The sequence below is a fragment of the Paenibacillus sp. FSL R7-0204 genome (assembly GCF_038002225.1).
In the GTDB taxonomy this organism is placed as follows: domain Bacteria; phylum Bacillota; class Bacilli; order Paenibacillales; family Paenibacillaceae; genus Paenibacillus_AQ.
Genome location: NZ_JBBOCA010000001.1, coordinates 5,948,050 through 5,973,790 on the forward strand (window position 1 = coordinate 5,948,050; position 25,741 = coordinate 5,973,790).

Genomic DNA, 25,741 nt, shown 5'->3' on the forward strand with positions numbered 1-25,741 from the left:
TTTAATTAAATAATTGAAATACAATTGAATGTATTCGCTTACAGGTATAAAATAGCATATATAAAGTGGAGTGTAAATATAAAAGTATAAATCTTTTTAAATATATTCAAACTAAACGTTATTTATTGTCTTTTTACTGAAAAAAATCATTTAATATTGACTTACTCGCGCATTAATTATTCATATTTATATAAAATAAACAGGCTTCAACTTCTACTTTTAGCTTAAATTTAATCGTTTTCTACAAATAAAGGCAAAATACTTTCCTTTTAGGGCTAATTAGTTTATAATTTTATAAAATAGTTTCGATTCTCATGACCTCAGTGGAAGAAGGTACTCTAAATATGATTTATATTAAAGATCTGATGAGCGGGATTGATATCTTCAAGGCGCTCAGCTCGGAAATCCGCATCCAGATTCTTGAGCTGCTGGCGACCAATCAGGCCCTGAATCTCAACGAAATTGCCAAGAAGCTAAATCTCAGCAACGGGGCCATTACGATGCATATCAAGAAGCTGGAGGAAAGCGGCTTAATTGAGATCAATACGGCTGTAGGCAAGCACGGAATCCAGAAGGTCTGCTACCTGAATAAAGATAAGCTGATGGTGGATCTGCGCAGCAAGGATGTGGATAATCTGTATGAGGTCGAGATTCAGGTGGGCCATTACAGTAATTATCAGGCCGTTCCGACCTGCGGTCTGGCCACCAAGGACAGCATCATCGGGGATTTCGACGAGCCGCGTTACTTCGCCGATCCCCAACGGATCGATTCCGAGATCATCTGGATGGCCGAAGGCTTCCTGGAGTACCGCATCCCTAACTATCTCAAAGCCAACCAGACCTTCCGGGAAATCCAGTTCTCCATGGAGATTGGCTCCGAGGCTCCCGGGTTCAGCGACAATTACCCATCGGATCTGTACTTCTATGTGAACGGCATCGAGATCGGCTTCTGGACCAGCCCCGGGGACTTTGGCGACACGCGCGGCACCTTCAACCCGGACTGGTGGCCTCCCCATCTCAACCAGTATGGCATGCTGAAGCTGATCCGCATCAATCAGGAGGGTAGCTTCATTGACGGCTGCCGTATCTCGGACATCACCCTGGACGACATTAAGCTGGATTACAAGAGCGAGCTGACTTTCCGCATTGCCGTCACCGACAAGCCGGTCAACAAGCGCGGCTTGACCATTTACGGCAAGCACTTCGGCAATTACAGCCAGGATCTGCTGGCGCGTGTGCTCTATAATGTGCATGAGGTCGAAGATCCGGCCGGCCGGGTAACCACAGCGGGAGTGACAGATTGACCGTTTATAACAGACAGCCGCTTCCCTGCCGCCGCTGGCATAAACTCGAAGTATAATTGTCCCCTCCGTAACCCACACTAACGAATGTCTTTCAAACTACCGTGAGGGAGTGTTTCGAATGCGTGAAGGGATGATACCCGCCGTACTGGGGACCGTAGTTACTGCTTCGAGTGCAGCTTTTCTGGGGAGCAGATATAAGATCGCGGCAACCGGCATTCTTGGATTTGGTCTGGCGCATATTGTACTCGGCACCATCGATTTGTTCGAACACCGGTAAGCCTGCTTGGAAGATGGCCGGGCCGTATCTGAAGATACGGCCCGGTTTGCTATTGTCATGCAAGCAGGAACGGCTATGCACCTCGCACCGGCCCAATGTAGCTCTGCAGCGCCGATTGTGTTAGGTTTTTCACATAGATTTGCTCCATATCAAGATCAAAGAAGGCCCTTACCCAATTCAGGTAAGGACCTCCATACTACCTCAACCATATATGAAGCTCTAAAGAATTTAACGAGAAGCAAAAAGGAACGGAGGGGAAATTTGGAACTGTAGGAGCGGTAGCGTCCGCCTCAAAGCTTTCCGCAGGAAAGCTCGCTTCGGAAGCATCAGCTGTCTGCGGATTTCTACCGCGAACAGCGGTATTAAATCATGAAATCTGCAGACAACAGCGGCCGTAAGTCCAAATGTTCTCCGCAGTGACGATTTACGCTTAAAGTTCAACTCTTTAGCAGCTTCATTTCACAGCCACATAGAACAGCCGCTGCGCGGAATCATCCGCCGCCACCCACTCGAAGTCTGAATACAATGACACCTCGCTGAATCCGGCGGCAAGCAGCTCCTGCTTCATCCACTCCGGGTCATAAGCACGCTGGGTATGGGTCTCTTCGAAGCGGCGGTACGTGTCTGAGCGGCCCTCCTCGCGGGCGAAGATAGACAGGTGATGCTCAATCTCCCGGCGCGGCACATCCAGCTCACAGGTCCAGATGTAGGAGATGTCCGGCTCATCCAACACGAAAGGCTGCTCTTCCTCATAGCGGATCAGCGTGTTCGGATGATGTACATCGAATAAGAAGGTCCCGCCTGGCTTCAGTCCGTCATACGTACTGGAGAACACTGACCGGATGTCCTGCTCCTCCAGCACATAATTCAGGCAATCGCAGAAGGAGATTACGGCGTCCACCGGCTCCGGCAGCTCCCATTCCTTCATGTTCTGCTGAACCCACTGGACACTGCCCTCCCGCAAAAAGCGCCGTCCCTGCGGCTGCTGCTCCAGCTTCCGCTGGGCAACGGAGAGCATGTCGGAAGAGAGATCAATCCCCGTCATGTGGTAACCAGCAGCAGCCAACGGAATCGTCAGGCTACCGGTACCGCAGCCTAGTTCGGCTACAGTGCGCGGCTTGCCGTATTTACCCCATGCCGTCTCGGCAAAGGCCAGCCAATCCCGATACGGCATATCCGCCATAAGCGCATCGTATACATAAGCAAATTTGCCATAGGAAGACACTGCGTACACCGCTTTCTCTATACTATTGGTTGTCAGAATCGCTGTCCGGTCCGGCCTGCTCCTCTTCGCGGGCAGCCAGATAGGTCCAGTTCTCCTTCTGGACAACCAGCCCTTCCTTCATCAGCTTGCCAAGCGCACGCTTGAACGCTGATTTGCTGATGCCGAAGCGCTGCTTGATAATATCGGGAGGCGTAGCATCCGAATACGGCATTCCGCCGCCCGGACGGGAAGCCAGGAAATCAAGCAGAGCCGCCGAATCCACATCACGGCCCACTTCCTTGCGGTGGCCCATGCTGAGGTTGACGCGCCCATCCTCACGGATATGCGCCACGCGCGCCTCAATCACTTCGCCCAGACGCAGCAAACGGCTGCGCTCAGAGGAGTGGACCATACCGATGATGCCGAAGCCAAGCACACCGGCGTCTACAAGCACGAACGTGCCCATCTGCAGCGGCTTGTACACCCGTGCGGTGACACTCTGCCCCTGCCAGGACTCCGGTGCAGGCAAGGCCAGCGGTGCGAGCTCCTGCTCTCCGGCCAGCTTGGCACGGAGACGTCCCTGCTTATCATGCTCCATAATTGCGAAGACCTTGTCGCCAATCTGCGGACGCAGCTCCACCAGCTCGGGAAGCTCGCTGAGCGGCAGCAGCAGCTGCCGGCCAAGCCCCATCTCCAGGAAGCAGCCCAGCCGCGGATGGATATCCGCCACCTCCAGCAGCGCCATCTCGCCAAGCGTCAGATACGGCTTCTTCATCGTAGCCGCAGGACGGTCCTCGGTATCGAAGAAGAGGAAGACCTCAACCTTGTCGCCGATCTTCGGCTTGCTGCCCACAAGCTCGGTGTAATGAAGCATGATATCCTGGTCGCCTGCGCTCAGGAAGTACCCGTAAGGGGATACCTCCCGCATCACTTCAAGCGTAACCGTAGTTCCTGCAATCAGACTCATACCGTCTCCACGACCTTGGCATCCGACCACAGACGCTCAATATTGTAATATTCACGTTCATCGCGGTGGAAGACATGGACGATCACATCGCCAAGGTCCATCAGTACCCAGCGTGCTGCATCCATCCCCTCAATGCCTTTGATCATTCCGCCAGCTTCATGAACAACCTTGCGCACCTCAGTGGCAATTGCCTGAACCTGGGTATCGGAATTACCGTGGCAGATGATGAAATAATCGCTGATCGGCGACACACTGCGCAGATCGAGGGCCACCACATTCATTGCTTTTTTATCCTGAACGGCGTGTAACGCCAGCTCAAACAGCTTGTTTGATTGTACACTCATAGTTTATCCTCCAATGTTCTAACTAAATCGTTGCGCGCCAGCACCGTAAGCGGAAATACGACCCGGCGCTTCTCCAGCAGTACACGTATAGTGGAATCCAGTCCGGCAATCAGCCCTTCCTCCAGGCTGACCTTCGATAGCCTGCGTATCTCCTCCACACCGGGGAAGTCCCGTCCAGGCTCAATATAATCAGCCAGACAGACGATCCGCTCCAGCAGGCCCATGTTCTCGCGTCCCGAGGTATGGTAACGGATCGCGTCCAGCACCTCAGTATCCTGAATACCATAATCATGTTCGGCGGTATAAGCACCAACCTCAGCATGCCATAGCTGCTTGTCATATTTCAAAAGCTCGGCGGATAATCCATTCTGTTCAATGATCTCCCGCATCCGTTCTACCGGCCAATACTTGGCCACATCATGCAGGATGGCGGCGGTCTCGGCCCGCTGCGGATCAGCGCCATAACGCTGAGCCAGCTTCACAGCGGACTCCATCACACCGAGTGTATGCTTCCAGCGTTTGTCCGGCATCTGGCCGGATACCGCCTCAATCAGCGCTTCACGGCTGAACTCCATACAATCCACTCCTTTGAACATATTCATACACAGCATCCGGAACCATATAGCGGATCGACTTTCCTTCGGCGGCCCGGGCTCTGAGCATGGTGGAAGAGAGATCGACCAGCGGCATATCCGCCAGCAGCACTCTACCCGCAATGAACTCCGGCAGCAGTCCCAGATCCAGCGGGGTGCCCGGACGTCCGACACCGATGAAGGTCAACCGCTTCACCAGCTCTTCGATCCCCTGCCACTTGGGCAGATACTGAACCATATCCGCACCCACGATGAAAAAGAACTCATGCTGCGGATATTCCTCCTGCAGACTAATCACCGTCTCCAGCGTATAGGATACTCCGCCCCGCACGATTTCCCAGTCAAGAATGCCAAAGGAAGGGTGATTCTTCACCGCTCCCTCTACCATAGCCAGCCGTTCTTCACCGGTTGCCCCAGCCTCATGCTTATGAGGCGGAATATGCGAAGGCATGAACCAGACCTCCTTCAGACTGTAGCTCTCGCGCGCCGTCTCAGCGGCCATCATATGCCCGATATGCAGAGGATCGAAGGTCCCTCCCATTATGCCTACTCTCAAGAGGTCAACCTCCTATCTTGGAAGCTCGATCGTTTTGTTGTCGCGTGATTCCTTGTACAGAACGATAGTCTTGCCGATAACCTGAACAAGCTCCGAACCGGACTGTTCGGCAAGCGCGGCACCAATTTCCTTGGGATCATCAGCGTTGTTATTCAATACACTGATCTTCATCAGCTCGCGTTTCTCAATAGCTTCTTCAATGTGACGGATCAGATGATCGTTTACGCCGCCTTTGCCAACCTGAAATACAGCATCCAGATGATGAGCCAAAGAGCGCAGATAACGTTTTTGTTTGCCTGTTAACATAAATGTGAAAACTCCTTAATTAACATATATTATTACCCTTTTCCGTGAAAATCATTTGCCTGGCACCTGGCCGAGGCAATCCGCAATAGTCTGCCGCATAATCGCTGCGGGAGCGACAAGCCCCGTCCAATACTCCAGGGCGTAAGCTCCCTGATAAACGAACATGCCCAGCCCGCCGTGAATAGTGCAGCCGCGCTTCAGGCTCTCTGTAAGCAACCGGGTATGAAGCGGATTATAGATCAGATCGCTGACGATCATCCCTTCATGTAGCCCGGCCGGATCGATCGGCATGTCCTCCATATGCGGATACATGCCTACCGATGTTGTATTGATTACGATATCCATGCTGCCTAGCACGCCAGGAACGGTATCCATCCCTGCTCCGGCTAAGCTCCCCCGGCTGCTGAAGCTATCTGCCAGGTGATGCGCCCGTTCCTCATTACGGTTCGCAATCAGGACCATTGCCGGCTGCTCCTTCAGCAGCGCCGAGACAATCCCTCTGGCCGCACCGCCGGCTCCAATCACCAGAATACGGGTGCCGGTGAGATCCGGCGCAGCCTCTGTCTTAAGCGAGCGAACATATCCGATCCCATCCGTATTGAAGCCAGTCAGTATCCCATTATCGTTAACGATGGTATTGACTGCGCCGACATCGACCGCACTTGAATCCAGCTGGTCCAGATGCTCCATCACAGCAACCTTATGTGGAATCGTTACATTCACGCCGCGGAAGCCAAGCGTCCGTATCGCCTGCACCGCATCACCCAGCTTGTCCGGCGTGATATGCAGCGGCACATAAGCCCCGGAGAGACCGAGCGACTGGAGCGCCGCCCCGTGCATCAGCGGGGATTTGGACTGGGCAATCGGGTCACCCATCACGCCCAGCAAGAGCTCCCCGTGACTCTGCGTGTTCCTGCCTGTCTCAGTCATGTCGCCTTCCTCCTGTACAATTAGATCAGCGACGGACGGGTAAGCACCTTGACGCCGCGCGGCACATGGACAGCTACTACCGCTCCGGCTGTACCGTTCACCTTGATCCAGCCCAGGCCGGAGATGAACAGGTCCGTCTCACTATTCCTGGCGATACGGAATTCATGCCGCTGCCACTGCGGCAGCTTGTCCATGTCGGCAGTTCCCGGCGGAGACAGCAGCTCGCCCCGGTGGTCTTGGTACAGGGAATCTGCACGCTCCAGCTTCGTGCGGTGAATCTTGAGGGTGCCGCTGATGAAGCAGGTGAAGGACTGGCGTTCCCCCTGAATGAAGTCGAAGCGTCCCAATCCGCCGAAGAAGAGCGACTGGCCTTCATTCAGCTGGTAGACTGCAGGCTTGAGCGGATTCTCGGGCATCACTGCACCCAGATCCTTGCGCTCGACCAGCTCACTGTAGCGCCAAGGGTATACGATCCCAGGCGTATCAATGATGGAGTGGCCGTCATCCAGCGGGATTTTGACCATATCAAGGGTGGTTCCCGGATAACGGGAGGTCGTCAGCTCCTCTTCCAGGTCACTGTAATCGGAGATCAGCCGGTTAATCAAGGTAGACTTGCCAACATTAGTTGCCCCGACCACGTATACATCACGCTGGCCGCGCAGCTCGGTAACGGCCTCCAGCAGACGGTCGAAGCCCTGATTGCGCTTCGCGCTGACCAGGACAATCTCCGCCGTGCGCAGTCCCTCTTCCTTGCAGCGCTGCTGCATCCAGTTGCGCAGCCGGTTCCAGTTGGTAACCTTCGGCAGCAGATCGATCTTGTTCACCGCCAGGATGACCTGATTATTGCCAACGAACCGCTGCAGCCCCGAAATCAGACTGCCCTCGAAATCGAACAGATCCACGATGTGGATGACCAGTGCATTCTTCTCCCCTACTCCGCTTAACAGCTTCAGGAATTCATCCTGATTCACCGATACGGAAGAGGCTTCATTGTAATTCTTGATCCGGAAGCAGCGCTGGCAAATTACCGGCTCCCGCTCGAAGGCGACCTCCGGGATATAGCCGGGAAGCTCCTTGTCCACGCTCTGGAGCTTAATGCCGCAGCCGCTGCATTTCTCTGGCCGCATCTTTTCATCGTTTATTGCATTCATTAAGATTTATCCTCCTCTTGCCACAATCCTTGCTTCCGCAGACGGGTCAAGGCAATCTGCTCCACTCTGCGGTTAATTCTTGTTCCTATTCCTTCATCCTTGACTGAGATTGGCAGCACGAGTACCGTGAACAGACCCAGCCGGTTGCCGCCGTATACATCGGTAAGCATCTGGTCGCCGACCACAATCGTCTGCTCCGGTCCCAGCTCCATCAGCTTCATGGCCCGCAGGAACGGGGAATTGCTGGGCTTCTTGGCCTGATGTACAAATTCAATATTCAGCGGGGTAGCAAAACGCGACACCCGGTCCATATTGTTGTTGGATACAATCACAAGCTTGAAGCCCAGTTCCTTCACCTTAGCGAACCAGAGCAGCAGCTCAGGAGTAGCCAGCGGCGCCTTGGCACCGACCAGCGTATTATCCAGATCCGTAATAATTCCCCGGTATCCTTGGCGGTACAGCTCCTCCAGAGCGATATCAAACACCGTGTTTACCCGGAGCTTAGGGACTAATCTTTCGAACAATACCTTCACCTCATTTTCATACAGGAAACTTGTAACCCGGCGCTATAGGACTGCAAAAACCCCAGGGTCCGGCAGCATTTCATCACCATGAGGCATTACTTGCCGGACTTCATGCTTTTTCGCAGCCGCAAAGCTTCAGTATACACGCTGTGCCAGTCTTTGTCTTCAATAACCTCAGGGCTGTAATTCGCCCGCTCGAACATCTTCAGCAGTGCAGCAAGACTGCCCGCAGCTTGCGGGCGTTCCACGCTCCACCGTGCTACGGATTCGCGCAGGGTCTCATGCTCTTTCTTCAGCATACCCTTCCTGCGCATATACCTTACCCAGCGCTCCGTTTCTGCGATAACTTTTTGCGCCGGAGTCGGCTGACCACCTAGACGCATACGTGTAATCAGGAAGCGCAGGTGGAGCCGGCGCTGCCAGATCAGGAATAGGGTCCAGAGCAGGAGTACAGCGGCTGCTCCAGCCACAGCCCAGGTGCCGGGATGGAATCCGGCAGACTTGTCCGTCTGGCCCGATGCCGCCGGCTCAAGCTCTTCCGGCTCCTCTTCCTGCACTTCAGGCTGGTCCGGAATATCCTGTTCACTCTGCGTGAGCACCGGAACATCGAAGCCGGGCGTTGCCTCTACAGGTACCCACCCGTAATCGCCGAAATAGATCTCGGCCCAGGAGTGGGCGTCCGCATTAGTAATCGTGTAGTTGTTATTTACATAACCGGCAGCGCCCTGCTGAAGCATTACGCTATCCGGAATCTCGGCCTGCTCTCCTGGAGCATATCCCTTCACCCAGCGGGCAGGTATATCCAGTGATCTTGCCATAGTAACAAGCGCCGTGGAATAGTAATCGCAGTATCCTTCCTTGATCTCAAACAGGAAGCTCTCGACCATGTCCTTGCTTCTGGCCCGTGAGGTATCCGGCTGATTCGTGTAAGGGAAAGAAGCTTGCAGATATTGCTGCAGCAGAATCGTCTTCTCGTAAGGCGTCTGCGCTCTCGCCGTAATCTCCTTGGCAAGTGTGCTCACCCGCTCAGGATAGTTATCGGGGAGCTGAAGATACTGCGGGTCGATATTCTTGTTGCTGTAGAGCTGCTCGAAGGTCTGCAGGCTCAGTTCCTTAAGGGGAACCACCGGCACCTCCGAGGTTATCACATAGGTCTGAGGGTAAGCTCTTGTTTTGCCTCCGGGATTCCACAGCAGTTCACTGTCTTCACTCCGCCAGGCCAAGCCGCTGCTCTGTTCCTGCCCGTCCACCGAGTCTACCCCCGAGATCGAATAGCCGCCGAACAGAACCGGATAACTGTTCCCTCCAAGCAGCTTAACGGTCTGCTTGAGCGTACGGGTCTCTGTCTTGGAGGCGACAGCGCGCTCCAGCGGCTCGCCCACCTGCACCTCGTTATGCTTTCCCCGGCCGGAGGTATCATCATCTGTCCAGCCTTTGCCTGAATACACGCTGCGGATCTCGCCGCGCATATAGGTGCGCAGATCGGAGGTCACTTGCATGACCGGCGAATAATCAAAGTTGAAGCCGCCGCCCAGATTGTCATCATTCAGGCTGTAGCCCGACGTCGTCCCGTTCGCCGCTGACCCGCCGCTTCCAGCGTCCCCGCCCCCGGAGGAGGGTCTGGACGAGACCGAGTTCCCATTCCACTTTTGCCAGGCGGTATAAGGATCGGTCAAGGTTGGACGCACGCCCGGCATGTTCACCCCGGCAAGAATGACCAGTGAGAAAATAATCGCTATATTCAAGGCCACCTTCATCGGGTACCTCAGCAGATAGGTCCAGCCGCGCGGATAATGCAGCTGGAAATTCCTCAGATGCCGCGTGACCAGCCAGCCCATACCGGCAAAGACCGTCCAGGCTACCTCCTGCCACATTACCGCTATCGTGAACGAATCCAGCGCGGCGAAGGCCGTGATATTCGCCGCGATGAACATCAGAATCCGCGCCTTGCCGTTCACCCACCAGGCGGACACAAGCAGCAGAGCCCAAGCCCCCAGTGCAAACCAGATATACGGGTTCATCGATGCCGCTATCCCCGGCAGCCGGTCAAGAAATGCCGGCAGCAGAGGATCAGGAATGTAAATACCGTAACTGATAATCACATTGTATATAATAAATACCACTGCCGCGCCTTCCAGCAGCATGCGGTACACTCTTTTGAACGGAAAAATAATTTCAATAGCTGTAACGGCCAGCAGGGTTAGTGCTACAGAAACGGTGGTCTCCTGTAGCCAGAAGGGCACCGTATAGGACACCCACTGCATAGCGATAATGCTTAGCCATAGCATTGTCAGCCCGTGATGCCATGAGGAACGTATCGCCTGGAACCAGTGCTTCATCGGACAGAATCACCTCCAAGTACCGCAGGAAGCTCCTGAAGTGTGCTGATGCTATGTCCGGTAACGCCATGCGAATGCAGAATATTCTGCCACTCACCGGCCCGGTATTTCCCGGAAGGATGAAGAACATGAATGTGGGAAGGCGTCATCCCCCGGTTCTCCGCCCAGCGCAGCGTATCCAGCACCACTCTGCCGCTCTGCGGACTGATCAGTACGAAATACGACCCCTTGGGAAACAGCCGCTGGACACTCTCCAGCCTGTTAATCAGCGGCCCCTTGCCTTCCGCGTTGATATCAATCAAATACTGAATCATCTTTTGCCGCTCGGCATTGCCCTCCGCCGGACTGAACACCTTATTATGCTTATCCAGACAGCACAGGCCGATGCCGATCCGCTCCCGGATGCCGAAGCCCAGAAGAGAAGCCGTGACCGAGACTGCCAGCTCGAATTGTGCAGAGTTGTAATAGCCGCTGGAGGTGCCGTCCAGCACCAGAATGGTTCTGGGAACGGATTCATGCTCGAATTCTTTGGACTTCCACTCGCCGGTCTTCGCTGTTGCATTCCAATGAATGCGCGTCAGCCGGTCGCCGTAGACATAATCACGCACACCGTTGATCTGCGTGGTCTCGCGACGTGACTGAAGCAGCGATACCTGCGGCCCCGACAGGCGCGCCTTGCGCTCGTACAGCTGCCAGCGCGGCACTACGACGGCCCGGGGCATCACCCGGAACTGGCCTTCTGCCTTGAAGGTTCCCTTGTGCTCCATCAGACCGAAGATGTCCTCGCTGAGAATATCCGTATTCTCAAAAGAATAACGGCCCCGCTCAAGCAGCGGCGTCTGGAACAGCAGCTCCCCCCGTCCGCCCATATTCGGAATCAGGCTCTCCTCGAACACCCAGGACTCTCCGTTATGGCGCTTCAGAATTTCCCTTACGATCACGTAGGGCAAAGGCAGAAATCCCGGAATGGTTACTTCCAGCTTCACCTTTAGAAAGCCCCCGGCATAGAGCAGATCCGGCTTATCCTGTTCGGAATAGAAGCTGCGTGTGCCTCTGGCCCGCCGGACCCCTTCAAGACCGCCAATGAACAGATACAGAATGAGAACAGAGACCATGATGAACAGCATGAACGAGGTTTTGCCGCCCTGAAACAGCACGTAGAAGAGTGTGATGACCCAAATCGCCAGAACGCCCGTGAACTTCCTCAGCTGAACCGCAGCGGCAGCCCGCGTAAGTAAGGCCCTCATCTTATTGCCTCATGGTTACAGGCACGTTAATGCTCTGAAGCAGCTTCTGGAGCAGGGAGTCCATGCTGACATTGTCCAGGCGTGATTCCGGCCGCAGCAGGATACGGTGTCCCAGCGTATACGGGGTCAGGGTCTTCACATCATCAGGCAGCACATAGTCGCGTTCCTGGAGAAAAGCGTAGGCCTTGCAGGCCATCATGAACGATAATGATGCCCGGGGGCTGGCGCCCAGCAGCACCAGCGGATGTACCCGCGTCTGGCGGACCACATCCAGCAGGTAGTTCAGCACCGGCTCGCTGATGAACACATCACGGATCTCCTCCTGAATGGCGGCGATCGTCTCCATACTGGTTACGGGAGCCAGCCTGTCCACCGGCTGGCCCTGCTGATGGGTACGCAGCAGGTTCTTCTCGGTATCGGCATCCGGGTAGCCCAGGCTGATCCGCAGCATGAAGCGGTCCAGCTGAGCTTCGGGAAGGGTATAGGTTCCCTCGAAATCTATCGGATTCTGGGTCGCGCAGAGCATGAACGGATGCGGAAGGGGATAGGTCTCTCCATCGACCGTAACATTGCGTTCCTCCATTACCTCAAGCAGTGCGGACTGGGTCTTGGTGGTCGCCCGGTTGATCTCATCAGCCAGCAGAATATTAGTCATCACCGGGCCCGGACGGAAGTGGAACATCTCATCGCGCGGATGATAGACGGATACGCCGGTAATATCACTCGGAAGAATATCCGGGTTACACTGGATACGCCGGTATTCACCGGACATCGACCGGGAGAGTGCGCGGATAAGCTGGGTTTTGCCAGTCCCCGGAACATCCTCAATGAGGACATGTCCGCCTGCTAACAGTGCAGTCAGCAGCAGTTCTATTTCAAAGCTTTTACCGAGAATACAGGATTCCAGATTAGTGCGGACAGCGTTCATAATTTGCGTGGATTCTTGACGTACGGGCATGTATATTAAACCCTCCTATATCAGAATAAGCAGTAATATATACATTTTACATGATAGGAGTACCGAAAGTACATGTTAGGCTGGTGATATTACTGTAAATGCCAAAACAAACAGCACAAATCCCGGATAAGGGAATTGTGCTGCAGTGCCTGTCGTACTTGACATTAAACCTTGAATTTGCCGATCTGCTCCTGAAGCTCTTCAGCGATAGTGGACAATGAAGTGGCCGAAGCCGAGATGCCTTCCATTGAAGCCAGCTGCTCCTCGGTAGCAGCCGATACATGCTGTGTTCCCGCCGCTCCATTCTCGGCTGCGACAGATATCTGCTTGATGAAGTTGACCACTTCATCCGTTCCTGCTGACAGTTGCTCTGATCCGGCCGATACTTCCTCAATCTCTCCGGTAACCTGATTGACAGTATTCAGAATATGCTCGAAGGAATTACCGGCGCTGCGGACGGCTTCCAGCCCAGCAGCGACATCCTGTCCGTTCAACATTACCGCTTCAATCGCTGTGACGGTATCGGATTGGATGGCTTCTACCAGTTCGGTAATCTGCTGGGCTGAGCCGGCGGACTGCTCTGCAAGCTTGCGGACTTCTCCTGCAACCACAGCAAAGCCCCGTCCCTGTTCTCCGGCACGCGCAGCTTCAATGGCAGCATTGAGCGCCAGAAGGTTGGTCTGTCCCGCGATGCCGGTAATGACACTAACGATTTTGCCGATTTCATTGGAACGTTCTCCGAGCGCCGACATCATGCCGCCGAGCTCTGTAACCGACTGATTCACAGCGTTCATCTGTGTCACTGCTTCCTGAATCCGCTGATTCCCTTCGGCAGACTTCTGGGCTGCTCCTTGTGCAGATGCGAAGACAGACTGGGCGCGTACAGCAATCTGTTCTACACCAACGGACATCTCTTCAATAGCCTGCGTAGATTTCCCAACCATATCCACCTGAAGTGCAGCCCCGCTGGCTACTTCCTGCATTGTCTCTGTAATCTGCATAGACGCCTGGCTGCTCTGCTCTGCACTTGCTGTCAGCTCTTCGGAGGAAGTAACTACAAGCTCTGTCGTCGCGTTTACAGCCTGAATGAGGCTCCGGAGATTCTGTACCATTGCATTGAATGCAAGCGAGAGTGTATGCATCTCGTCCCTGCTCTTCACGGTTACCGGTTCACCGGTCAGGTCCCCGCCAGCGATACGTTCCGCAGCACGGCTGATTCTCAGCACCGGACGCGAGATGGCGCTCGACAGCAGGATCGAGATCACAATCGCAACCAGGATCGCGGCAGCGCTGAAGACAATGATCATCCGCTGTCCTGAAACGTAATTCGCCACCGCTTCATCGTTCATCAAGGCGGCTCCGCTGTTATTAAGTTCAATCAGCTTCATAATGGTGTTATTTGCGTTATACCACAGCCCATAGGATTCTTTGTGCAGCATATTGGCCTTGCCATAGTCCTTGGCCTCTCCGGCACTAATAATCTCCGGCAGCTTGGCCAGATAGGACGCATATTGTTCAGTAAAGCCCTTGTAGATTTCCCTCTCCTCATCGGAGCTGATCAGGGCTTCATAGACCTTAAGTCCGTCGTCTACCTTCTTAAGCACAGCATTATAATCGGCTTGAACCTTGTCTCTTTGCGCAGTATTCTGCTCCAGCACCAGATTCAGCGCAAGGCGTTCAACATCCGAGACATCTCCATTCAGCGTACCAAGAATCGTGACACTGGGCATCCAGTGTGAGTCGATGTCTTTCGCTGTATCTCCAAGCTTGTTTAGGCTGAGCAGAGAAGCAGTGCTACTGATAAACAGCAGTGCTATGACAACAAAAAAAGCAAGCAGCATTTTCATACGGATATTTATTTTCATCTCTACGCTTCCCCCGTTAACTTATGTATTCTCTTGATTGCACAAGCATACATCTATATCGACAAAAGCTGACATTTCGTTAATATTTTGATTATATATTTTTTATTTATTCAAATTCCTGTTAAGACCCAAAAACAAGCATAAACGGATGCCGCCCTTATAAGGACGACATCCGTTTATAAAAGACCGCCAGAAGTTGAAGCGGTCCCGAATATACTTATCTATGCTGCACTAACCCTTCGGCCGGACCACCAGCGCCGCCAGGAAAGAGAAGACAATCGCCGAGGAAATCCCGGCGCTGGTCACATCGAAGATCCCGGTGACGACACCGACCCAGCCATCGCGCTCCAGCTCAGTCAGCGCGCCGTGGACCAGGGAATTCCCGAAGCTGGTAATGGGTACGCTGGCCCCGGCTCCGGCGAATTTCACGAGCGGATCGTAGATGCCAAAAGCATCGGCAGCCGCCCCAAGCACCACCAGCGTACTCATGGTATGGGCCGGAGTCAGCTTCAGCACATCGAACATCAGCTGGCCGATCACGCATATCGCTCCTCCGACCAGAAAAGCCCATAAATAAATCATGCTCCCTCACCTCCGATCTCCAGGGCTACCGCATGGGCTACACACGGAATACTCTCCCCTTGCTGATAAGACAGCGGCGAGAGCAGCGCTCCAGTCGCCACGATCAATACCCGTTTCAACTCACCCTTCTTCATCCGGCCGATAATATGACCGTAGGTTACTGTGGCCGAGCAGCCCGCGCCGCTTCCCCCGGCAATGACATACTTCTGCTTGTCCAGGTCGTACATCATGAGGCCGCAGTCATTGAAGACCGTCTGCTCCATTGGGATGCCTTCCTTGGCCAGCAGATCCTTGGCAATCGGCAAGCCGACGGAAGCCAGATCGCCCGTAACAATCAGATCATAGTGACCAGGCGACAGCCCCGTATCGCGGAAATGTGCCGTAATCGTGTCAGCGGCAGCCGGGGCCATGGCCGTTCCCATATTGAACGGATCCTTCAGCCCCAGATCCATGATGCGACCAAGCGTTGCGTACACCACATGCGGCCCTTGAACCGTCCCGTCGTTTACGCCTACCACCGCGCATCCAGAGCCTGTAACGGTATACTGGGCGGTGGGCGGCTTCTGCGAGCCATACTCTGTCGGGTAGCGGAACTGCTTCTCAACTGTACAGTTATGGCTGGATGTACCGGCCAGCACGTACTTGCCGCCGCCGGAATCCACAATCATGGAAGCGATGGCGAGGCTCTCCATCGAGGTGGAGCAGGCACCGAACACTCCCAAGTAAGGCACGCCGAGCTTACGCGCGGCGAAGGAGCTGCTGATAATCTGATTCATCAGATCCCCGCCGACGAAGAACTCCAGCTTCTCCTGCTCCAGATTCGCATTCATCAGGGCGAGCTTGGCGGCTTTTTCGAACAGGGCGCGTTCTGCCTTCTCCCATGTCTTCTCGCCCATCTCCAGCGAATCATAAACGAAGTCGAAGCTTGCGGCCAGCGGCCCTTCTCCCTCTTCAGGCCCCACTACAGCGGATGTCCCAAGGATCACCGGACGGTTCGTAAATTCCCAGGTCTGACTGCCGAGCTGCTTCATCGTTTAATGCGCACCTCCCCAGCCCATAACGGCATACACTACACCCACGATAAAAGCGGCAACGACACCGAACACAATAACCGACCCGGCCAGCTTGAACATGTTCCCGCCCACGCCCAGTACCAGCCCTTCAGCCCTGTGCTCCAGTGCGGCAGAGCACATGCTGTTGGCGAATCCTGTGACGGGCACCGCTGTGCCTGCACCGCACCACTGGGCGAGCTTGTCATATACCCCGAAGCTGGTCAGTATGACGGAGAGCAGAATCAGAATGGCCACGGTCGGACTTGCCGCCTCTCTTGAGGTCATATCGAATATCGCCATGAATGCTTCCTGGATGCCTTGTCCCAGCACACAGATGAGTCCCCCGGAGAGGAAGGCGCGTATACAATTTTTGAATACAGGACGAGAAGGCACGTAAGGCTTGGCCAATTCCTGATAAGCCTTCGGAGTCAGACCGTCAAGGTTCAGCTTGACGCCTGACTTTTTTGTTTTTGCCGGCAATGCAGACACCCCCTGAACTGTTGGATACGAAAGGGAACGGGCAGCGGGTAAGCTGTAGTCCCGTTCCTTCGTGCTATGCGGAATTAAGTTTTCCTTATTGTTCACTTCAGGCGGCCCCGTTATGTCCATCCTGCTCAGGAAAAATAAAACAGCACAACAATCAGCAGCAGAAACAGCACCAGGATCAGCACTGCCTCATTCTCCCGCCCGTACCGGCGGCGGTACCGCCTGGGCAAGCCCTGCCTGCGGACCGGTACTTTCCGGAAACCGCTCCGGCTGCCTGCCTGGGCTACGCTCCCCGAGAGCCACATTCTCCTCGCTTCCTTTCTCCGGCCCCTGCCTGCAGAGCCCTTACCGTATAGTATTCGCACAATGAGCCTCTGTGTTCATTTGCCCTTCCAGCATGGACAAGAGGCGCAACAATGTTCATACTAGATGACATAAAGGAGCGATATATGTATGAATACAGACACACTTGAATTATTTAAGACATTGACTGAATTCCCCTCAGCCTCCGGCTTCGAGCGCGAACTGCGCGCTTATGTCAAAGAGGCAATGACGCCTTATACGGATGAATTCGTGCAGGACCGCCTGGGCAGCCTGTTCGGCGTAATGCGCGGTGAAGCTAACGGTCCCAAGATTATGGTGGCCGGCCATTTCGATGAAGTAGGCTTCATGGTTACCGGTATTACAGACAACGGGATGATCCGCTTCACACCGCTGGGCGGATGGCTGGCTTCAGCGGTAGCCTCACAGCGGCTGCAGATCATTACGCCGAAGGGAACGCTGAACGGCGTTGTCGGCAGTACGCCCATTCACTTGCTGAGCGCAGATGAACGCGGCAAAGCCGGGGAGATCAGCAAGATGTATATCGATATCGGTGCGGACAGCCGGGAAGAGGCGCAGAGCTTCGGTGTAGCTCCTGGACAGCAGGTCGTACCGGTATGCCCATTCACGCCGCTGGCCAATCCCAAGAAGATTATGGCCAAGGCCTGGGACAACCGCTACGGTGTCGGACTGGCTATTGAATTAATGAAGGAACTGCACGGACAAGCCTTGCCGAATACGCTCTATTGCGGGGCTACCGTTCAGGAAGAGGTCGGGCTGCGCGGTGCCCGGACGGCCGCCAATCTGCTGGCACCGGATATTTTCTTCGGGCTGGACGCCAGCGCCGCTGCCGATATGACCGGCGACCGCCAGGCCTTCGGCCATCTGGGCCAGGGCGCGCTGCTGCGCATTTTTGACCCGACGATGATTACCCACCGGGGACTGATTGAATACGTGCAGGATACGGCTGATACCCATAAGATCAAATACCAGTATTTCGTCTCCCAGGGAGGAACGGATGCGGGTCAGGTGCATCTCAGCGGAATCGGCATTCCTTCAGCGGTGATCGGAATCTGCTCCCGTTACATCCACACGGCAACCTCGATCATCCACAGTGATGATTATGCGGCAGCCAAAGAGTTGCTGATCAAGCTGGTCCAAGGACTGGACCGCACGACACTGCAGACGATTCTGGAGAACAGCTAAACAGATTACAAGTTTACAGACAACGCAAACAGCCGCAGGGATAAGCTTATAGGCTTTCCCTGCGGCTGTATTTTTATGTTGTTAGCTCATATGTTCTTAGCTCAAAATCGCGTATTGCTCCATCGCCGACTGATGAATAGGGTGATCCGCAGCAAGACCCGTATACTTCGTCAGCGCTGCTTCTGCTCCAAGCTCCGCGATTGCGGCTTGCAGCTCCACCGCTTCCGGGTCATCCCCCGCCTTGAACAGCAGCGCACCGGCCATGGAACGTGTCAACGCGGTGTAACTCAGCCCTCTGTCATACGCCTGCGTTGCAGGGGATACCAGACGGTCACTGGGCGACAGCTTGCGCAGCGGCGAACGGCCTACACGGGACACCTCATCGGTCAGCGCCGGATTGCGGAAGCGCTCCAGGATTTTATCGATATACTTACTGTGCTCTACTTCATCGAAGCCATGCTTCTGGACCAGCACTGCGCCGGTCTCCTCAAGAACCTCACGAACCTTCGCCGTTAACGCCTCATCCGCCATAGCCTGCTGTATGGTCTCGTAGCCCTGCAGATAGCCCAGGTACGCCGCAGAGCAGTGCCCCGTGTTCACAGTGAAGAGCTTGCGTTCAATATACGGCTCCAGATTCTCTACATAATGCACACCTTCAACCGGCGTATAGCCCGGGATCATCTGCGAGGCGTCCACCACCCATTCATAGAACGGCTCAACGACCACCTTCAGAATATCCTCATGCTGCTGGAGCGGAACGATCCGGTCCACTGCCGCGTTAGGAAAAGCAACCGAAGATTCAGCCTTCTCACGTGCAGCTTCATCGAGCTTCGCGTACACCAGCTCCTTGAGCTGTGCACTGCCGCCAATCGCATTCTCGCAGGCAATAACATGCAGCGGTGCGGAGGAGACAGCTACTCTCCGGCGGATGCCGTCAGCCACCGTTCCCGCAATGTGCTTCAGAATTGACACGCCTACCGCGGTTGTAACCAAATCGGCTTCAGCAATGGCGGCCGCCACTTCATCCGCATGCGTGACACTGCTAAGAGCCGTTACATTCTTCACGATGACCGTTTCCTGACCGTCGCTGGCCAGCGTGACCGGATACTCGCCGCGTTCCTTAAGCTGGGTAACAAAGGCCTCATTCACATCCACAAAAGTAACTTCATAGCCCGCCTGCGACAGCAGCAGCCCGATGAAGCCCCTGCCGATATTGCCCGCGCCGAAATGGACCGCCTTCATTACTCCAGTCCCCCTTCGAAGATTGCAATAACATCAGCAGCCGTAGGGGCGTTCATTACGCGGTCAATAGCATCATCCTCGGTGAAAATCATCGCCACGTTCGTCAGAACCTCCATATGCCCGTCACCTGCGGCTGCAATGCCGATGACTACAAACGCCGGCTCATCGCCGCCGAAATCCACCCCGTCCGGAAAGCGGATGATAGACAACCCAGTTGACTTAATAAAAGGACGCGCTTCCTTGGTACCATGCGGAATAGCCAATCCGCCGCCCATATAAGTGGACACCACTTCCTCGCGCTCCAGCATCTTGGGAACATATTCCTCCGTTACATGCCCTGCATCGACCAGCAGCTTGCCCGCCATCTTGATGGCTTCGTATTTATCGTTTGCCGCACCGTGCATAATCACTTTATTTTCTGACAGTATACTCATATGGTTTCTCCCGCTTTCAACTTTTATTTTGGAAAAAATGAAGCAGCTCCGAGGACAAATACCCCCGGATCTCAGACTCTGAACGCTCTTCCAGCAATTGAACCAGCTCGGAATTCAGCAGCAGTGCGCTGATCTCGCTGAGCACCTCCAGGCTCTCCTTGGAGAGTCTGCGCGGAGCCAGCATGAGCAGAATGACTCTGACCTCTGTATCCCCCTCCAGAATTACGGGCTGATCAAGCCGGTACAGGGTCAACGATGACAGGTGAATATGGCTGCTTCTGGTATGGAACAACGCCAATGCGGTATCGGGGATCACCTGGCTGGTCATCCGCTCCCGTTCGAGCAGACGCTCCAGCACAATACCGGCATCCCCAACCACGCCGTTTCCATTCAGTGTCTCCAGCATCTCCACTATCGTCGCTGACAAATCCATCCCCTTATTATCAATCGGATGGAAGCGGAACCGCTCCAGCAAGCTGACGATCTCATCCAGAATACCCTTGTAGCTCCTGAGCCGTTCAAGCGAGGCTTCCTCCCGCGCCGCATGTTCCGGTTCACCGGACATCCCCTTCTCCCGTTCCCGCAGCGTAGTATTCTGGATGTAATTCAGCAGCTTCTCAATCTCCTCCGCTGTGAGCAGGGGGCTGATCTTGATGTAACGCTCCTTATCAATCGGCAGATCAATGGTAGATATAATCAGATCGTAACTTTCATCCGGCAGGCGTGCCGCTTCATACCAGGAGATGTTGCCGAGAATCTCAATCTGCGGCATTTCCTTGGTCAGCCGGGTGGCTAGCAGCCGGGAGGAGCTGAGGCCGCTGGCACAGACCAGAATGGCTCTTACGTTGCGCCTTAGCTGGTTCAGCCGCTCTGCGGAAGCTCCGAAATGCATGACCAGAAATCCGATCTCTTCATCCGGAATCTCCAGTTTCAGCTGCATATCCTCCACGGCTGCGCGGATGATGTTGAACAGATATTCGTAATCCCTGCGGATCGGGCCGAGCAGCGGATTGCGGATGCGTGTGCCTTCCCGGATCCGCTTCAGCGCCGGATCAATATGCTCCAGCAGACCCTCGCGCAGGGAACGGTCACTCTGGAAGGGCAGCCCTGTCCGCTTGACGACACTCTCCGTCAGCTTGTAGACAATCTCCATTAATTCAATGTCGCCATAGGCATAGCCCGACGAGGAGAAGGAATCCTGAACCCGGTCGAACAGCCCGGCAATATATAGAATCTCTACCCGGGGAATCTTCAGCTCAAGCACCTCTGCGAGCTGCCCCACAAATCGCTCAGCTCCGGCAATGTTCCGGTGATCGGACACCCTGGAATAGCCCGCTTCCGCCCCGCTGTCGATACTCCGGCTAAGCTCAATCCGCCGGGTAGTGACAGCAAGGGCCAGGAGCATTTCCATATAGACAATTTCGGGCAGCTCCGCCGTCCATTTCCATTCCATATCCCACAGCGTGTTCTCTACTTCCATGAGGTTGGACTGACCGACTGTAGTCAACAGCATACGAAAAGCCGGATTGCTCTCAGCCAGAGAACCATGGCCGACCAGATCGGACAAATCCAGATGCTCTGCGGCTAACCGGCCAATCGCCCGGCGCTTGTCGATCTCGCTGCCGGTGATTTCTACGCCGTAGCCTCGTCTACGAACCAGCTCCAGGCCGAACTTACGGACCCATTGCTCCAGTTCATCCAGATCGTAGCTAATAGAAGCAACTGTAACCTTGAGGGAATGCGCAAGTGTGAACAGCTTCACCGGCTCCTCTGCCTCCAGCAGCACGCAGAGCTCGAATACCTTGCGGTCTTCGCCGGAATAATCCGCCGGCTTCTCTTCCCGCAGGAATAGGCGCAGCTCCGCAAGACCGGCCTCCGGGCCGCTCAACTGGATGCCTTTGCCTGATTTTTTGATCAGATCAAGACCAAAGTCCTCAAGCGCGGACTCTATATCCTCCATCTCCCGGTGTACGGTTCTTACGCTTACCCCGGTAGCCTCGGCAATTTTTACAGCGGTAATCTCTCCGCTGGCTTCAAGCAGAAGCCACAGGATCTGGCGCTGTCTGGCGGTAATTTTCGTCATTTCCGCTAACCCTCCGCCTTGCATCAAGTACAAACGGATATACCGTCCTATAAGGGACGGCATCCGTTTCAGCGAGAACTATATACTTAGATTTTACACTTGTGCCTCTTACTTCAAACGTTCTACGAGCTCATCATATTTCGGACTCTTCAGGAAGTTATCGATCGAGATATGCTCTGCCTGCGGATTGCTGGCAATCGCCCGGTCGGTAAGCGTCTTCTGGGTAACTACGATATCCGCGTCAGCAGGAATTTCACTGACAGCAGAGTTCGTCACCGTAATGTTGACCCCTGCGTTCTGCAGTTTCTTTCTCAGCACCGAGGCCCCCATGGCACTGGAACCCATCCCTGCATCACAAGCGAAGACGATTTTGTTCACATTGGCTTTGCTGCGGACATTGGAAGCTGTGGCTACTGTTGCGGCAGTCTGAGCTGCTGTACCGGCAGATTTCATGTCCTTCATTTTAGCCGCTGCGTCTTCCAGATCCATCTCTTCATCATCATTCTTCTTCACGGACTTCAGCAAGAGAGCCGCAAGCAGGAAGGATACGATCGTAGCAACAATTACCCCTGCCAGCATTGGAAGGTATCCGCCCTTAGGTGTCATTGCGAAGTAGGCAAAGATACTGCCGGGAGAAGGAGAAGCTGTAAGTCCTGCGCCCAGCATCTGGAACGTAAATGTACCGGAAACACCGCCGCCGATAACTGCCAGAATCAGACGCGGGTTCATCAGGATGTAAGGGAAATAGATCTCATGAATTCCGCCCAGGAAATGAATGATAATCGCGCCTGGTGCAGAAGATTTCGCAGAGCCTTTACCCACCAGCCAGTAAGCAAGCAAGATACCAAGTCCGGGACCAGGGTTGGACTCCAGCATGTAAAGAACAGACTTACCTATTCTTAAAGATTCTTCTGTAGCAATTGGAGTTAAGATGCCGTGGTTGATTGCATTGTTCAAGAACAATACCTTGGCCGGCTCAATGATGATGTTAATGAGCGGCAGCAGGTTATGGTTCACCAGGAACTCCACGCCATTCGATAGAATGTTAGTCAATCCTTGAACCAGCGGTCCAACGCCTTTTAAGGCTCCAAGTGTCAAAGCGCCGCCAATGATACCCAGTGAGAAATTGTTAACCAGCATTTCGAAGCCGGCTCTGATTTTGCCGTCAATTGCTCTGTCAAACTGCTTCAGAATCCAAGCAGCCAGCGGACCGACAATCATCGCACCCAGGAACATTGGAATGGTTGTACCTACGATAACCCCCATGGTTACCAGCGCGCCGATGACAGCACCGCGTTTGCCGTGAACCATCTGTCCGCCGGTGTAACCGATCAGCAGCGGAAGCAGGTAAGTAATGATTGGGCCTACCAGTGCTGCCAGGCTTTCATTCGGATACCAGCCGGTCGGAATGAATAATGCTGTAATTAATCCCCAGGCGATAAAAGCGCCGATATTCGGCATAACCATACCGCTGAGCATACGTCCGAATTGTTGAACCCTCACCCTTCCACCGCCGGATGAAGCTTGTTTCGTTGCCGTTGTGGCCATTTAAGATGCCCCCTTATTGTAATGAACGGGAACCTTCCGCACCGCATTCTGAAAGGTGTTTTCCCTTTGAACACATCGTAAATCAAAGCGCTTTCTTTGTCACCAAATTGAAAACACGGTTTCGGCATGAACGTTGTTGACAACATTTAAGAGCTACTGCCAAGGGGCTTAAGTCCGGTATCCGCCTTGCTTCCAACGTCCTACAAGCTTCTCCATAGGTTGCACAAATTCACGTATAATATCATTTAAGGCTTAGGTAGTGTAAAGAACAGAATCAACCTGCGGATGGATAATGTAAGAACTTAGGGCTGTAGCTCATACGGCTATGTTTCCCAGACAGCAAAAAAGCCGCCCCCTAAGCGGAGACAGCCATGCCATACAGCAGCGGTTAAGCTATGATCAAATCATGTCCAGTGGAACCTTCCACGCCGGCTGGGGAAAAGCATCGTCGAGCTGCCACAGCTCGTCGTCTGTAAGCACAAGCCCCGTGGCAGCGGCATTCTCATTCACATGTTCTCGGGTGGCGGCTTTGGGGATAGCCAGGATATCCTCGTCCCGGATACTCCAGGCCAGCAGAACCTGCAGCGGAGTGACCTCATGATTCCGGGCAATCTGCTGCACAGCTTCATTCTCAGTCAGCCCTTTTCTCAGCGTCCCTGCCTGGGCCAGCGGAGAATAGGCCATGACAGGAATCTTATGTCCTCTCAGCCAGGGCAGCAGCTCATGCTCGATCCCTCTTGAGCCCAGATGGTAGAGCACTTGATTGACTGCGCAGTGATTGCCGCCGGGAATATTCAGCAGCTCCTGCATATCTGCCGTATCCAGATTGGATACGCCCCAGCGGGCGATTTTGCCGGACGCCACCAGCGCCTCCATCCCCTCCACTGTCTCTTCGAGAGGAATATTGCCGCGCCAGTGCAGCAGGTACAGGTCCAGATGGTCTGTGCCGAGCCGCTTCAGACTGGCTTCGCAGCTGTTAATCAGCTTAGTCCCGCCCGCATTATGCGGATAGACCTTGGAGACCAGGAATACGCGGTCGCGGATGCCCCGCAGCGCTTCACCAACTAACTCCTCAGAGCGGCCGTCCCCGTACATCTCAGCCGTATCAATCAGATTCATCCCCAGCTCTACACCCTGGCGAAGCGCAGCAATCTCTTCTGCCCGCTTCCCCGGCTGGTCGCCAATCCGCCACGTTCCCTGCCCCAGTCTGGGCAGCACGGCTCCGTCCTTCAGACGGATACTTTCAGATACAGGTCTGCTCATATGTGATAAGTCTCCTTATAAGAATAATGTTCTTACTTACTATACTTACCATATCCAGGGCAACGAAACATCCGTTAAGTGTCCAACTCATTAACGTTTCAGCGGAATTCTCAGCCGATCAGCTTCAGGCCTGCTACGGCTCCCAGAATCACTACAATACAGGCAATCCGCTTCACATCCCTCGCTTCACCGTAGAACAACATGCCCATAATCGCTGCCCCGGACGCTCCAATCCCTGTCCAGATCGCATAAGCAATCCCCATCGGCAGACTCTCCATCGCCAGAGACAGCAGCAGGAAGCTTGCCCCGAAGCCTAGAATCAGCAGGCAGACAGACTGCCAGTTGCGGTCCTTGTGCAGCTTGCCAATCATGGCGACCCCGAACATTTCACATATACCAGCGGCAATCAGCATAACCCATGCCATATCAGTTCAGCCCCTTTGTCTGTTCAGATTCAGCCTGAGCCGGGGTAACCAGCTTCAGTCCGACGACCCCGGCCAGCAGCAGGCCGATCAACAGCAGCTTCAACGGCCGCAGCGGTTCACCGAACAGAACTCCACCCGCCAGAACGGTACCCGCGGTTCCAAGTCCGACAAATACAGCATAGACCGTCCCGACCGGCAGCCTGCCGCTGGCCCAGATGAGGGCGTAGAAGCTGATCAGTATGGCCGCTACCGTAACCGCCCATTCCCATGGAGCGGAGGCATGCTTCAGTCCGATGACCCATATCACTTCAAAGCAGGCAGCGCCTGCAATCATGATCCAGCTCTTAGTGCTTTTCTTCATTTCCCTTGCCTCCTGTGTCATAAAATAAGCCCGGAAGGTTATCGTCATTACCTGACGATACCTCCCGGGCTTTTGTCCCTCCGTGTATACACGGATTGGCTTCATCCGTGTGTTCTCCCTCGGACCAGGCCAGCGGTGTGTACCTGCTGCGGAACCCTAGAGAACTATTAACT

Annotated in this window: 27 protein-coding genes and 1 riboswitch; of the genes, 3 read left to right on the plus strand and 24 right to left on the minus strand. The window is 54.3% G+C overall.

All coding sequences use genetic code 11. The annotated features are described in order from the left end of the window. The first annotated feature begins 344 nt into the window (after positions 1–344). The gene (locus tag MKX42_RS25905; RefSeq protein ID WP_340755703.1) at positions 345–1,304 is read left to right on the plus strand and encodes an ArsR/SmtB family transcription factor; all 960 of its coding nucleotides are present in this window, start codon (positions 345–347) and stop codon (positions 1,302–1,304) included. 118 nt (positions 1,305–1,422) lie between these two features. Then, a complete protein-coding gene (locus MKX42_RS25910) occupies positions 1,423–1,581 on the plus strand; it encodes a hypothetical protein (RefSeq protein WP_036725695.1) in 159 nt (52 codons plus the stop codon). Positions 1,582–2,035: 454 nt separating this feature from the next. Here MKX42_RS25910 and MKX42_RS25915 read toward each other — a convergent pair whose 3' ends face one another. The 17 genes from MKX42_RS25915 to MKX42_RS25995 all read right to left on the minus strand — a co-directional run bounded on the left by MKX42_RS25915 (position 2,036) and on the right by MKX42_RS25995 (position 16,990). Beyond that, positions 2,036–2,806 carry a class I SAM-dependent DNA methyltransferase gene (locus MKX42_RS25915; protein ID WP_340757823.1) on the minus strand — a complete coding sequence of 257 codons (771 nt, stop codon included), beginning with the start codon at positions 2,804–2,806 and terminating at the stop codon, positions 2,036–2,038. Positions 2,807–2,828: 22 nt separating this feature from the next. Continuing rightward, positions 2,829–3,752, minus strand: a complete 924-nt coding sequence (locus MKX42_RS25920; protein WP_340755705.1) for a CvfB family protein — start codon at positions 3,750–3,752, stop codon at positions 2,829–2,831. After that, positions 3,749–4,096: a ribosome silencing factor gene (gene rsfS / locus MKX42_RS25925; protein ID WP_036725699.1), complete on the minus strand. Its 348-nt coding sequence runs from the start codon at positions 4,094–4,096 to the stop codon at positions 3,749–3,751. The genes MKX42_RS25920 and rsfS overlap by 4 nt, the downstream gene beginning before the upstream one ends. Further along, a complete protein-coding gene (yqeK, locus tag MKX42_RS25930; RefSeq protein WP_340755706.1) occupies positions 4,093–4,671 on the minus strand; it encodes a bis(5'-nucleosyl)-tetraphosphatase (symmetrical) YqeK in 579 nt (192 codons plus the stop codon). The genes rsfS and yqeK overlap by 4 nt, the downstream gene beginning before the upstream one ends. Next, positions 4,655–5,245, minus strand: a complete 591-nt coding sequence (locus tag MKX42_RS25935; RefSeq protein WP_340755708.1) for a nicotinate-nucleotide adenylyltransferase — start codon at positions 5,243–5,245, stop codon at positions 4,655–4,657. The genes yqeK and MKX42_RS25935 overlap by 17 nt, the downstream gene beginning before the upstream one ends. A gap of 12 nt (positions 5,246–5,257) precedes the next feature. After that, entirely contained in the window at positions 5,258–5,551 is a 294-nt protein-coding gene (yhbY, locus tag MKX42_RS25940) for a ribosome assembly RNA-binding protein YhbY (RefSeq protein ID WP_036697934.1), read from the minus strand. A gap of 51 nt (positions 5,552–5,602) precedes the next feature. After that, positions 5,603–6,481 (minus strand): shikimate dehydrogenase, encoded by an 879-nt coding sequence (gene aroE, locus MKX42_RS25945; RefSeq protein WP_340755709.1) that lies wholly within the window; start codon positions 6,479–6,481, stop codon positions 5,603–5,605. A gap of 20 nt (positions 6,482–6,501) precedes the next feature. After that, positions 6,502–7,632 carry a ribosome biogenesis GTPase YqeH gene (gene yqeH / locus MKX42_RS25950; RefSeq protein WP_340755711.1) on the minus strand — a complete coding sequence of 377 codons (1,131 nt, stop codon included), beginning with the start codon at positions 7,630–7,632 and terminating at the stop codon, positions 6,502–6,504. After that, a complete protein-coding gene (locus tag MKX42_RS25955) occupies positions 7,632–8,156 on the minus strand; it encodes a YqeG family HAD IIIA-type phosphatase (protein ID WP_036697929.1) in 525 nt (174 codons plus the stop codon). Before MKX42_RS25955 ends, yqeH begins: the two co-directional genes overlap by 1 nt. A 95-nt stretch (positions 8,157–8,251) precedes the next feature. Continuing rightward, positions 8,252–10,495, minus strand: coding sequence for a DUF4129 domain-containing transglutaminase family protein (locus MKX42_RS25960; protein WP_340755713.1), 2,244 nt, complete (start codon positions 10,493–10,495; stop codon positions 8,252–8,254). After that, complete coding sequence (locus MKX42_RS25965) at positions 10,492–11,742, minus strand: DUF58 domain-containing protein (protein ID WP_340755714.1); 1,251 nt, start codon at positions 11,740–11,742, stop codon at positions 10,492–10,494. Before MKX42_RS25965 ends, MKX42_RS25960 begins: the two co-directional genes overlap by 4 nt. Before the next feature lies 1 nt (position 11,743). Beyond that, positions 11,744–12,700 carry an AAA family ATPase gene (locus MKX42_RS25970; protein ID WP_340755715.1) on the minus strand — a complete coding sequence of 319 codons (957 nt, stop codon included), beginning with the start codon at positions 12,698–12,700 and terminating at the stop codon, positions 11,744–11,746. 164 nt (positions 12,701–12,864) lie between these two features. Next, positions 12,865–14,565, minus strand: coding sequence for a methyl-accepting chemotaxis protein (locus MKX42_RS25975; RefSeq protein ID WP_340755717.1), 1,701 nt, complete (start codon positions 14,563–14,565; stop codon positions 12,865–12,867). A 231-nt stretch (positions 14,566–14,796) separates the two neighbouring features. Next, positions 14,797–15,147, minus strand: a complete 351-nt coding sequence (spoVAE, locus tag MKX42_RS25980) for a stage V sporulation protein AE (protein WP_036697920.1) — start codon at positions 15,145–15,147, stop codon at positions 14,797–14,799. Then, a complete protein-coding gene (spoVAD, locus tag MKX42_RS25985; RefSeq protein WP_340755718.1) occupies positions 15,144–16,178 on the minus strand; it encodes a stage V sporulation protein AD in 1,035 nt (344 codons plus the stop codon). Before spoVAD ends, spoVAE begins: the two co-directional genes overlap by 4 nt. Positions 16,179–16,181: 3 nt before the next feature. Then, entirely contained in the window at positions 16,182–16,679 is a 498-nt protein-coding gene (gene spoVAC / locus MKX42_RS25990) for a stage V sporulation protein AC (protein WP_076079722.1), read from the minus strand. Between the two features lie 134 nt (positions 16,680–16,813). After that, entirely contained in the window at positions 16,814–16,990 is a 177-nt protein-coding gene (locus MKX42_RS25995; protein WP_209878112.1) for a hypothetical protein, read from the minus strand. A gap of 148 nt (positions 16,991–17,138) precedes the next feature. Between MKX42_RS25995 and MKX42_RS26000 the strand changes: the two genes are divergently transcribed. After that, positions 17,139–18,212 carry a M42 family metallopeptidase gene (locus MKX42_RS26000; protein WP_036697912.1) on the plus strand — a complete coding sequence of 358 codons (1,074 nt, stop codon included), beginning with the start codon at positions 17,139–17,141 and terminating at the stop codon, positions 18,210–18,212. 96 nt (positions 18,213–18,308) lie between these two features. Here the strand turns inward: MKX42_RS26000 and MKX42_RS26005 are convergent, their stop codons facing one another. The 7 genes from MKX42_RS26005 to MKX42_RS26035 all read right to left on the minus strand — a co-directional run bounded on the left by MKX42_RS26005 (position 18,309) and on the right by MKX42_RS26035 (position 25,568). Continuing rightward, positions 18,309–19,454 (minus strand): mannitol-1-phosphate 5-dehydrogenase, encoded by a 1,146-nt coding sequence (locus tag MKX42_RS26005; protein WP_340755720.1) that lies wholly within the window; start codon positions 19,452–19,454, stop codon positions 18,309–18,311. Further along, the gene (locus MKX42_RS26010; RefSeq protein WP_076079725.1) at positions 19,454–19,888 is read right to left on the minus strand and encodes a PTS sugar transporter subunit IIA; all 435 of its coding nucleotides are present in this window, start codon (positions 19,886–19,888) and stop codon (positions 19,454–19,456) included. The genes MKX42_RS26005 and MKX42_RS26010 overlap by 1 nt, the downstream gene beginning before the upstream one ends. Positions 19,889–19,904: 16 nt before the next feature. After that, the gene (locus MKX42_RS26015; RefSeq protein WP_340755722.1) at positions 19,905–21,971 is read right to left on the minus strand and encodes a BglG family transcription antiterminator; all 2,067 of its coding nucleotides are present in this window, start codon (positions 21,969–21,971) and stop codon (positions 19,905–19,907) included. Between the two features lie 108 nt (positions 21,972–22,079). Further along, positions 22,080–23,519 (minus strand): PTS mannitol transporter subunit IICB, encoded by a 1,440-nt coding sequence (locus MKX42_RS26020; RefSeq protein WP_340755723.1) that lies wholly within the window; start codon positions 23,517–23,519, stop codon positions 22,080–22,082. Between the two features lie 399 nt (positions 23,520–23,918). Next, entirely contained in the window at positions 23,919–24,782 is an 864-nt protein-coding gene (locus tag MKX42_RS26025; protein ID WP_340755725.1) for an aldo/keto reductase, read from the minus strand. A 110-nt stretch (positions 24,783–24,892) separates the two neighbouring features. Beyond that, positions 24,893–25,207, minus strand: coding sequence for a DMT family transporter (locus MKX42_RS26030; protein ID WP_209879950.1), 315 nt, complete (start codon positions 25,205–25,207; stop codon positions 24,893–24,895). Between the two features lies 1 nt (position 25,208). Further along, complete coding sequence (locus MKX42_RS26035; RefSeq protein ID WP_209879947.1) at positions 25,209–25,568, minus strand: DMT family transporter; 360 nt, start codon at positions 25,566–25,568, stop codon at positions 25,209–25,211. A 59-nt stretch (positions 25,569–25,627) separates the two neighbouring features. After that, a riboswitch (guanidine-I (ykkC/yxkD leader) is annotated at positions 25,628–25,739 on the minus strand. Positions 25,740–25,741: the final 2 nt, after the last annotated feature.

Coding starts and splice junctions, on each gene's coding strand:
- MKX42_RS25905 (WP_340755703.1), top strand. CDS start 345: ATGATTTATATTAAAGATCTGATGAGCGGGATTGATATCTTCAAGGCG.
- MKX42_RS25910 (WP_036725695.1), top strand. CDS start 1,423: ATGCGTGAAGGGATGATACCCGCCGTACTGGGGACCGTAGTTACTGCT.
- MKX42_RS25920 (WP_340755705.1), bottom strand. CDS start 3,752: ATGAGTCTGATTGCAGGAACTACGGTTACGCTTGAAGTGATGCGGGAG.
- rsfS (WP_036725699.1), bottom strand. CDS start 4,096: ATGAGTGTACAATCAAACAAGCTGTTTGAGCTGGCGTTACACGCCGTT.
- yqeK (WP_340755706.1), bottom strand. CDS start 4,671: ATGGAGTTCAGCCGTGAAGCGCTGATTGAGGCGGTATCCGGCCAGATG.
- yhbY (WP_036697934.1), bottom strand. CDS start 5,551: ATGTTAACAGGCAAACAAAAACGTTATCTGCGCTCTTTGGCTCATCAT.
- aroE (WP_340755709.1), bottom strand. CDS start 6,481: ATGACTGAGACAGGCAGGAACACGCAGAGTCACGGGGAGCTCTTGCTG.
- yqeH (WP_340755711.1), bottom strand. CDS start 7,632: ATGAATGCAATAAACGATGAAAAGATGCGGCCAGAGAAATGCAGCGGC.
- MKX42_RS25960 (WP_340755713.1), bottom strand. CDS start 10,495: ATGAAGCACTGGTTCCAGGCGATACGTTCCTCATGGCATCACGGGCTG.
- MKX42_RS25965 (WP_340755714.1), bottom strand. CDS start 11,742: ATGAGGGCCTTACTTACGCGGGCTGCCGCTGCGGTTCAGCTGAGGAAG.
- MKX42_RS25970 (WP_340755715.1), bottom strand. CDS start 12,700: ATGCCCGTACGTCAAGAATCCACGCAAATTATGAACGCTGTCCGCACT.
- MKX42_RS25975 (WP_340755717.1), bottom strand. CDS start 14,565: ATGAAAATAAATATCCGTATGAAAATGCTGCTTGCTTTTTTTGTTGTC.
- spoVAE (WP_036697920.1), bottom strand. CDS start 15,147: ATGATTTATTTATGGGCTTTTCTGGTCGGAGGAGCGATATGCGTGATC.
- spoVAD (WP_340755718.1), bottom strand. CDS start 16,178: ATGAAGCAGCTCGGCAGTCAGACCTGGGAATTTACGAACCGTCCGGTG.
- MKX42_RS25995 (WP_209878112.1), bottom strand. CDS start 16,990: ATGTGGCTCTCGGGGAGCGTAGCCCAGGCAGGCAGCCGGAGCGGTTTC.
- MKX42_RS26000 (WP_036697912.1), top strand. CDS start 17,139: ATGAATACAGACACACTTGAATTATTTAAGACATTGACTGAATTCCCC.
- MKX42_RS26005 (WP_340755720.1), bottom strand. CDS start 19,454: ATGAAGGCGGTCCATTTCGGCGCGGGCAATATCGGCAGGGGCTTCATC.
- MKX42_RS26010 (WP_076079725.1), bottom strand. CDS start 19,888: ATGAGTATACTGTCAGAAAATAAAGTGATTATGCACGGTGCGGCAAAC.
- MKX42_RS26015 (WP_340755722.1), bottom strand. CDS start 21,971: ATGACGAAAATTACCGCCAGACAGCGCCAGATCCTGTGGCTTCTGCTT.
- MKX42_RS26020 (WP_340755723.1), bottom strand. CDS start 23,519: ATGGCCACAACGGCAACGAAACAAGCTTCATCCGGCGGTGGAAGGGTG.
- MKX42_RS26025 (WP_340755725.1), bottom strand. CDS start 24,782: ATGAGCAGACCTGTATCTGAAAGTATCCGTCTGAAGGACGGAGCCGTG.
- MKX42_RS26030 (WP_209879950.1), bottom strand. CDS start 25,207: ATGGCATGGGTTATGCTGATTGCCGCTGGTATATGTGAAATGTTCGGG.
- MKX42_RS26035 (WP_209879947.1), bottom strand. CDS start 25,568: ATGAAGAAAAGCACTAAGAGCTGGATCATGATTGCAGGCGCTGCCTGC.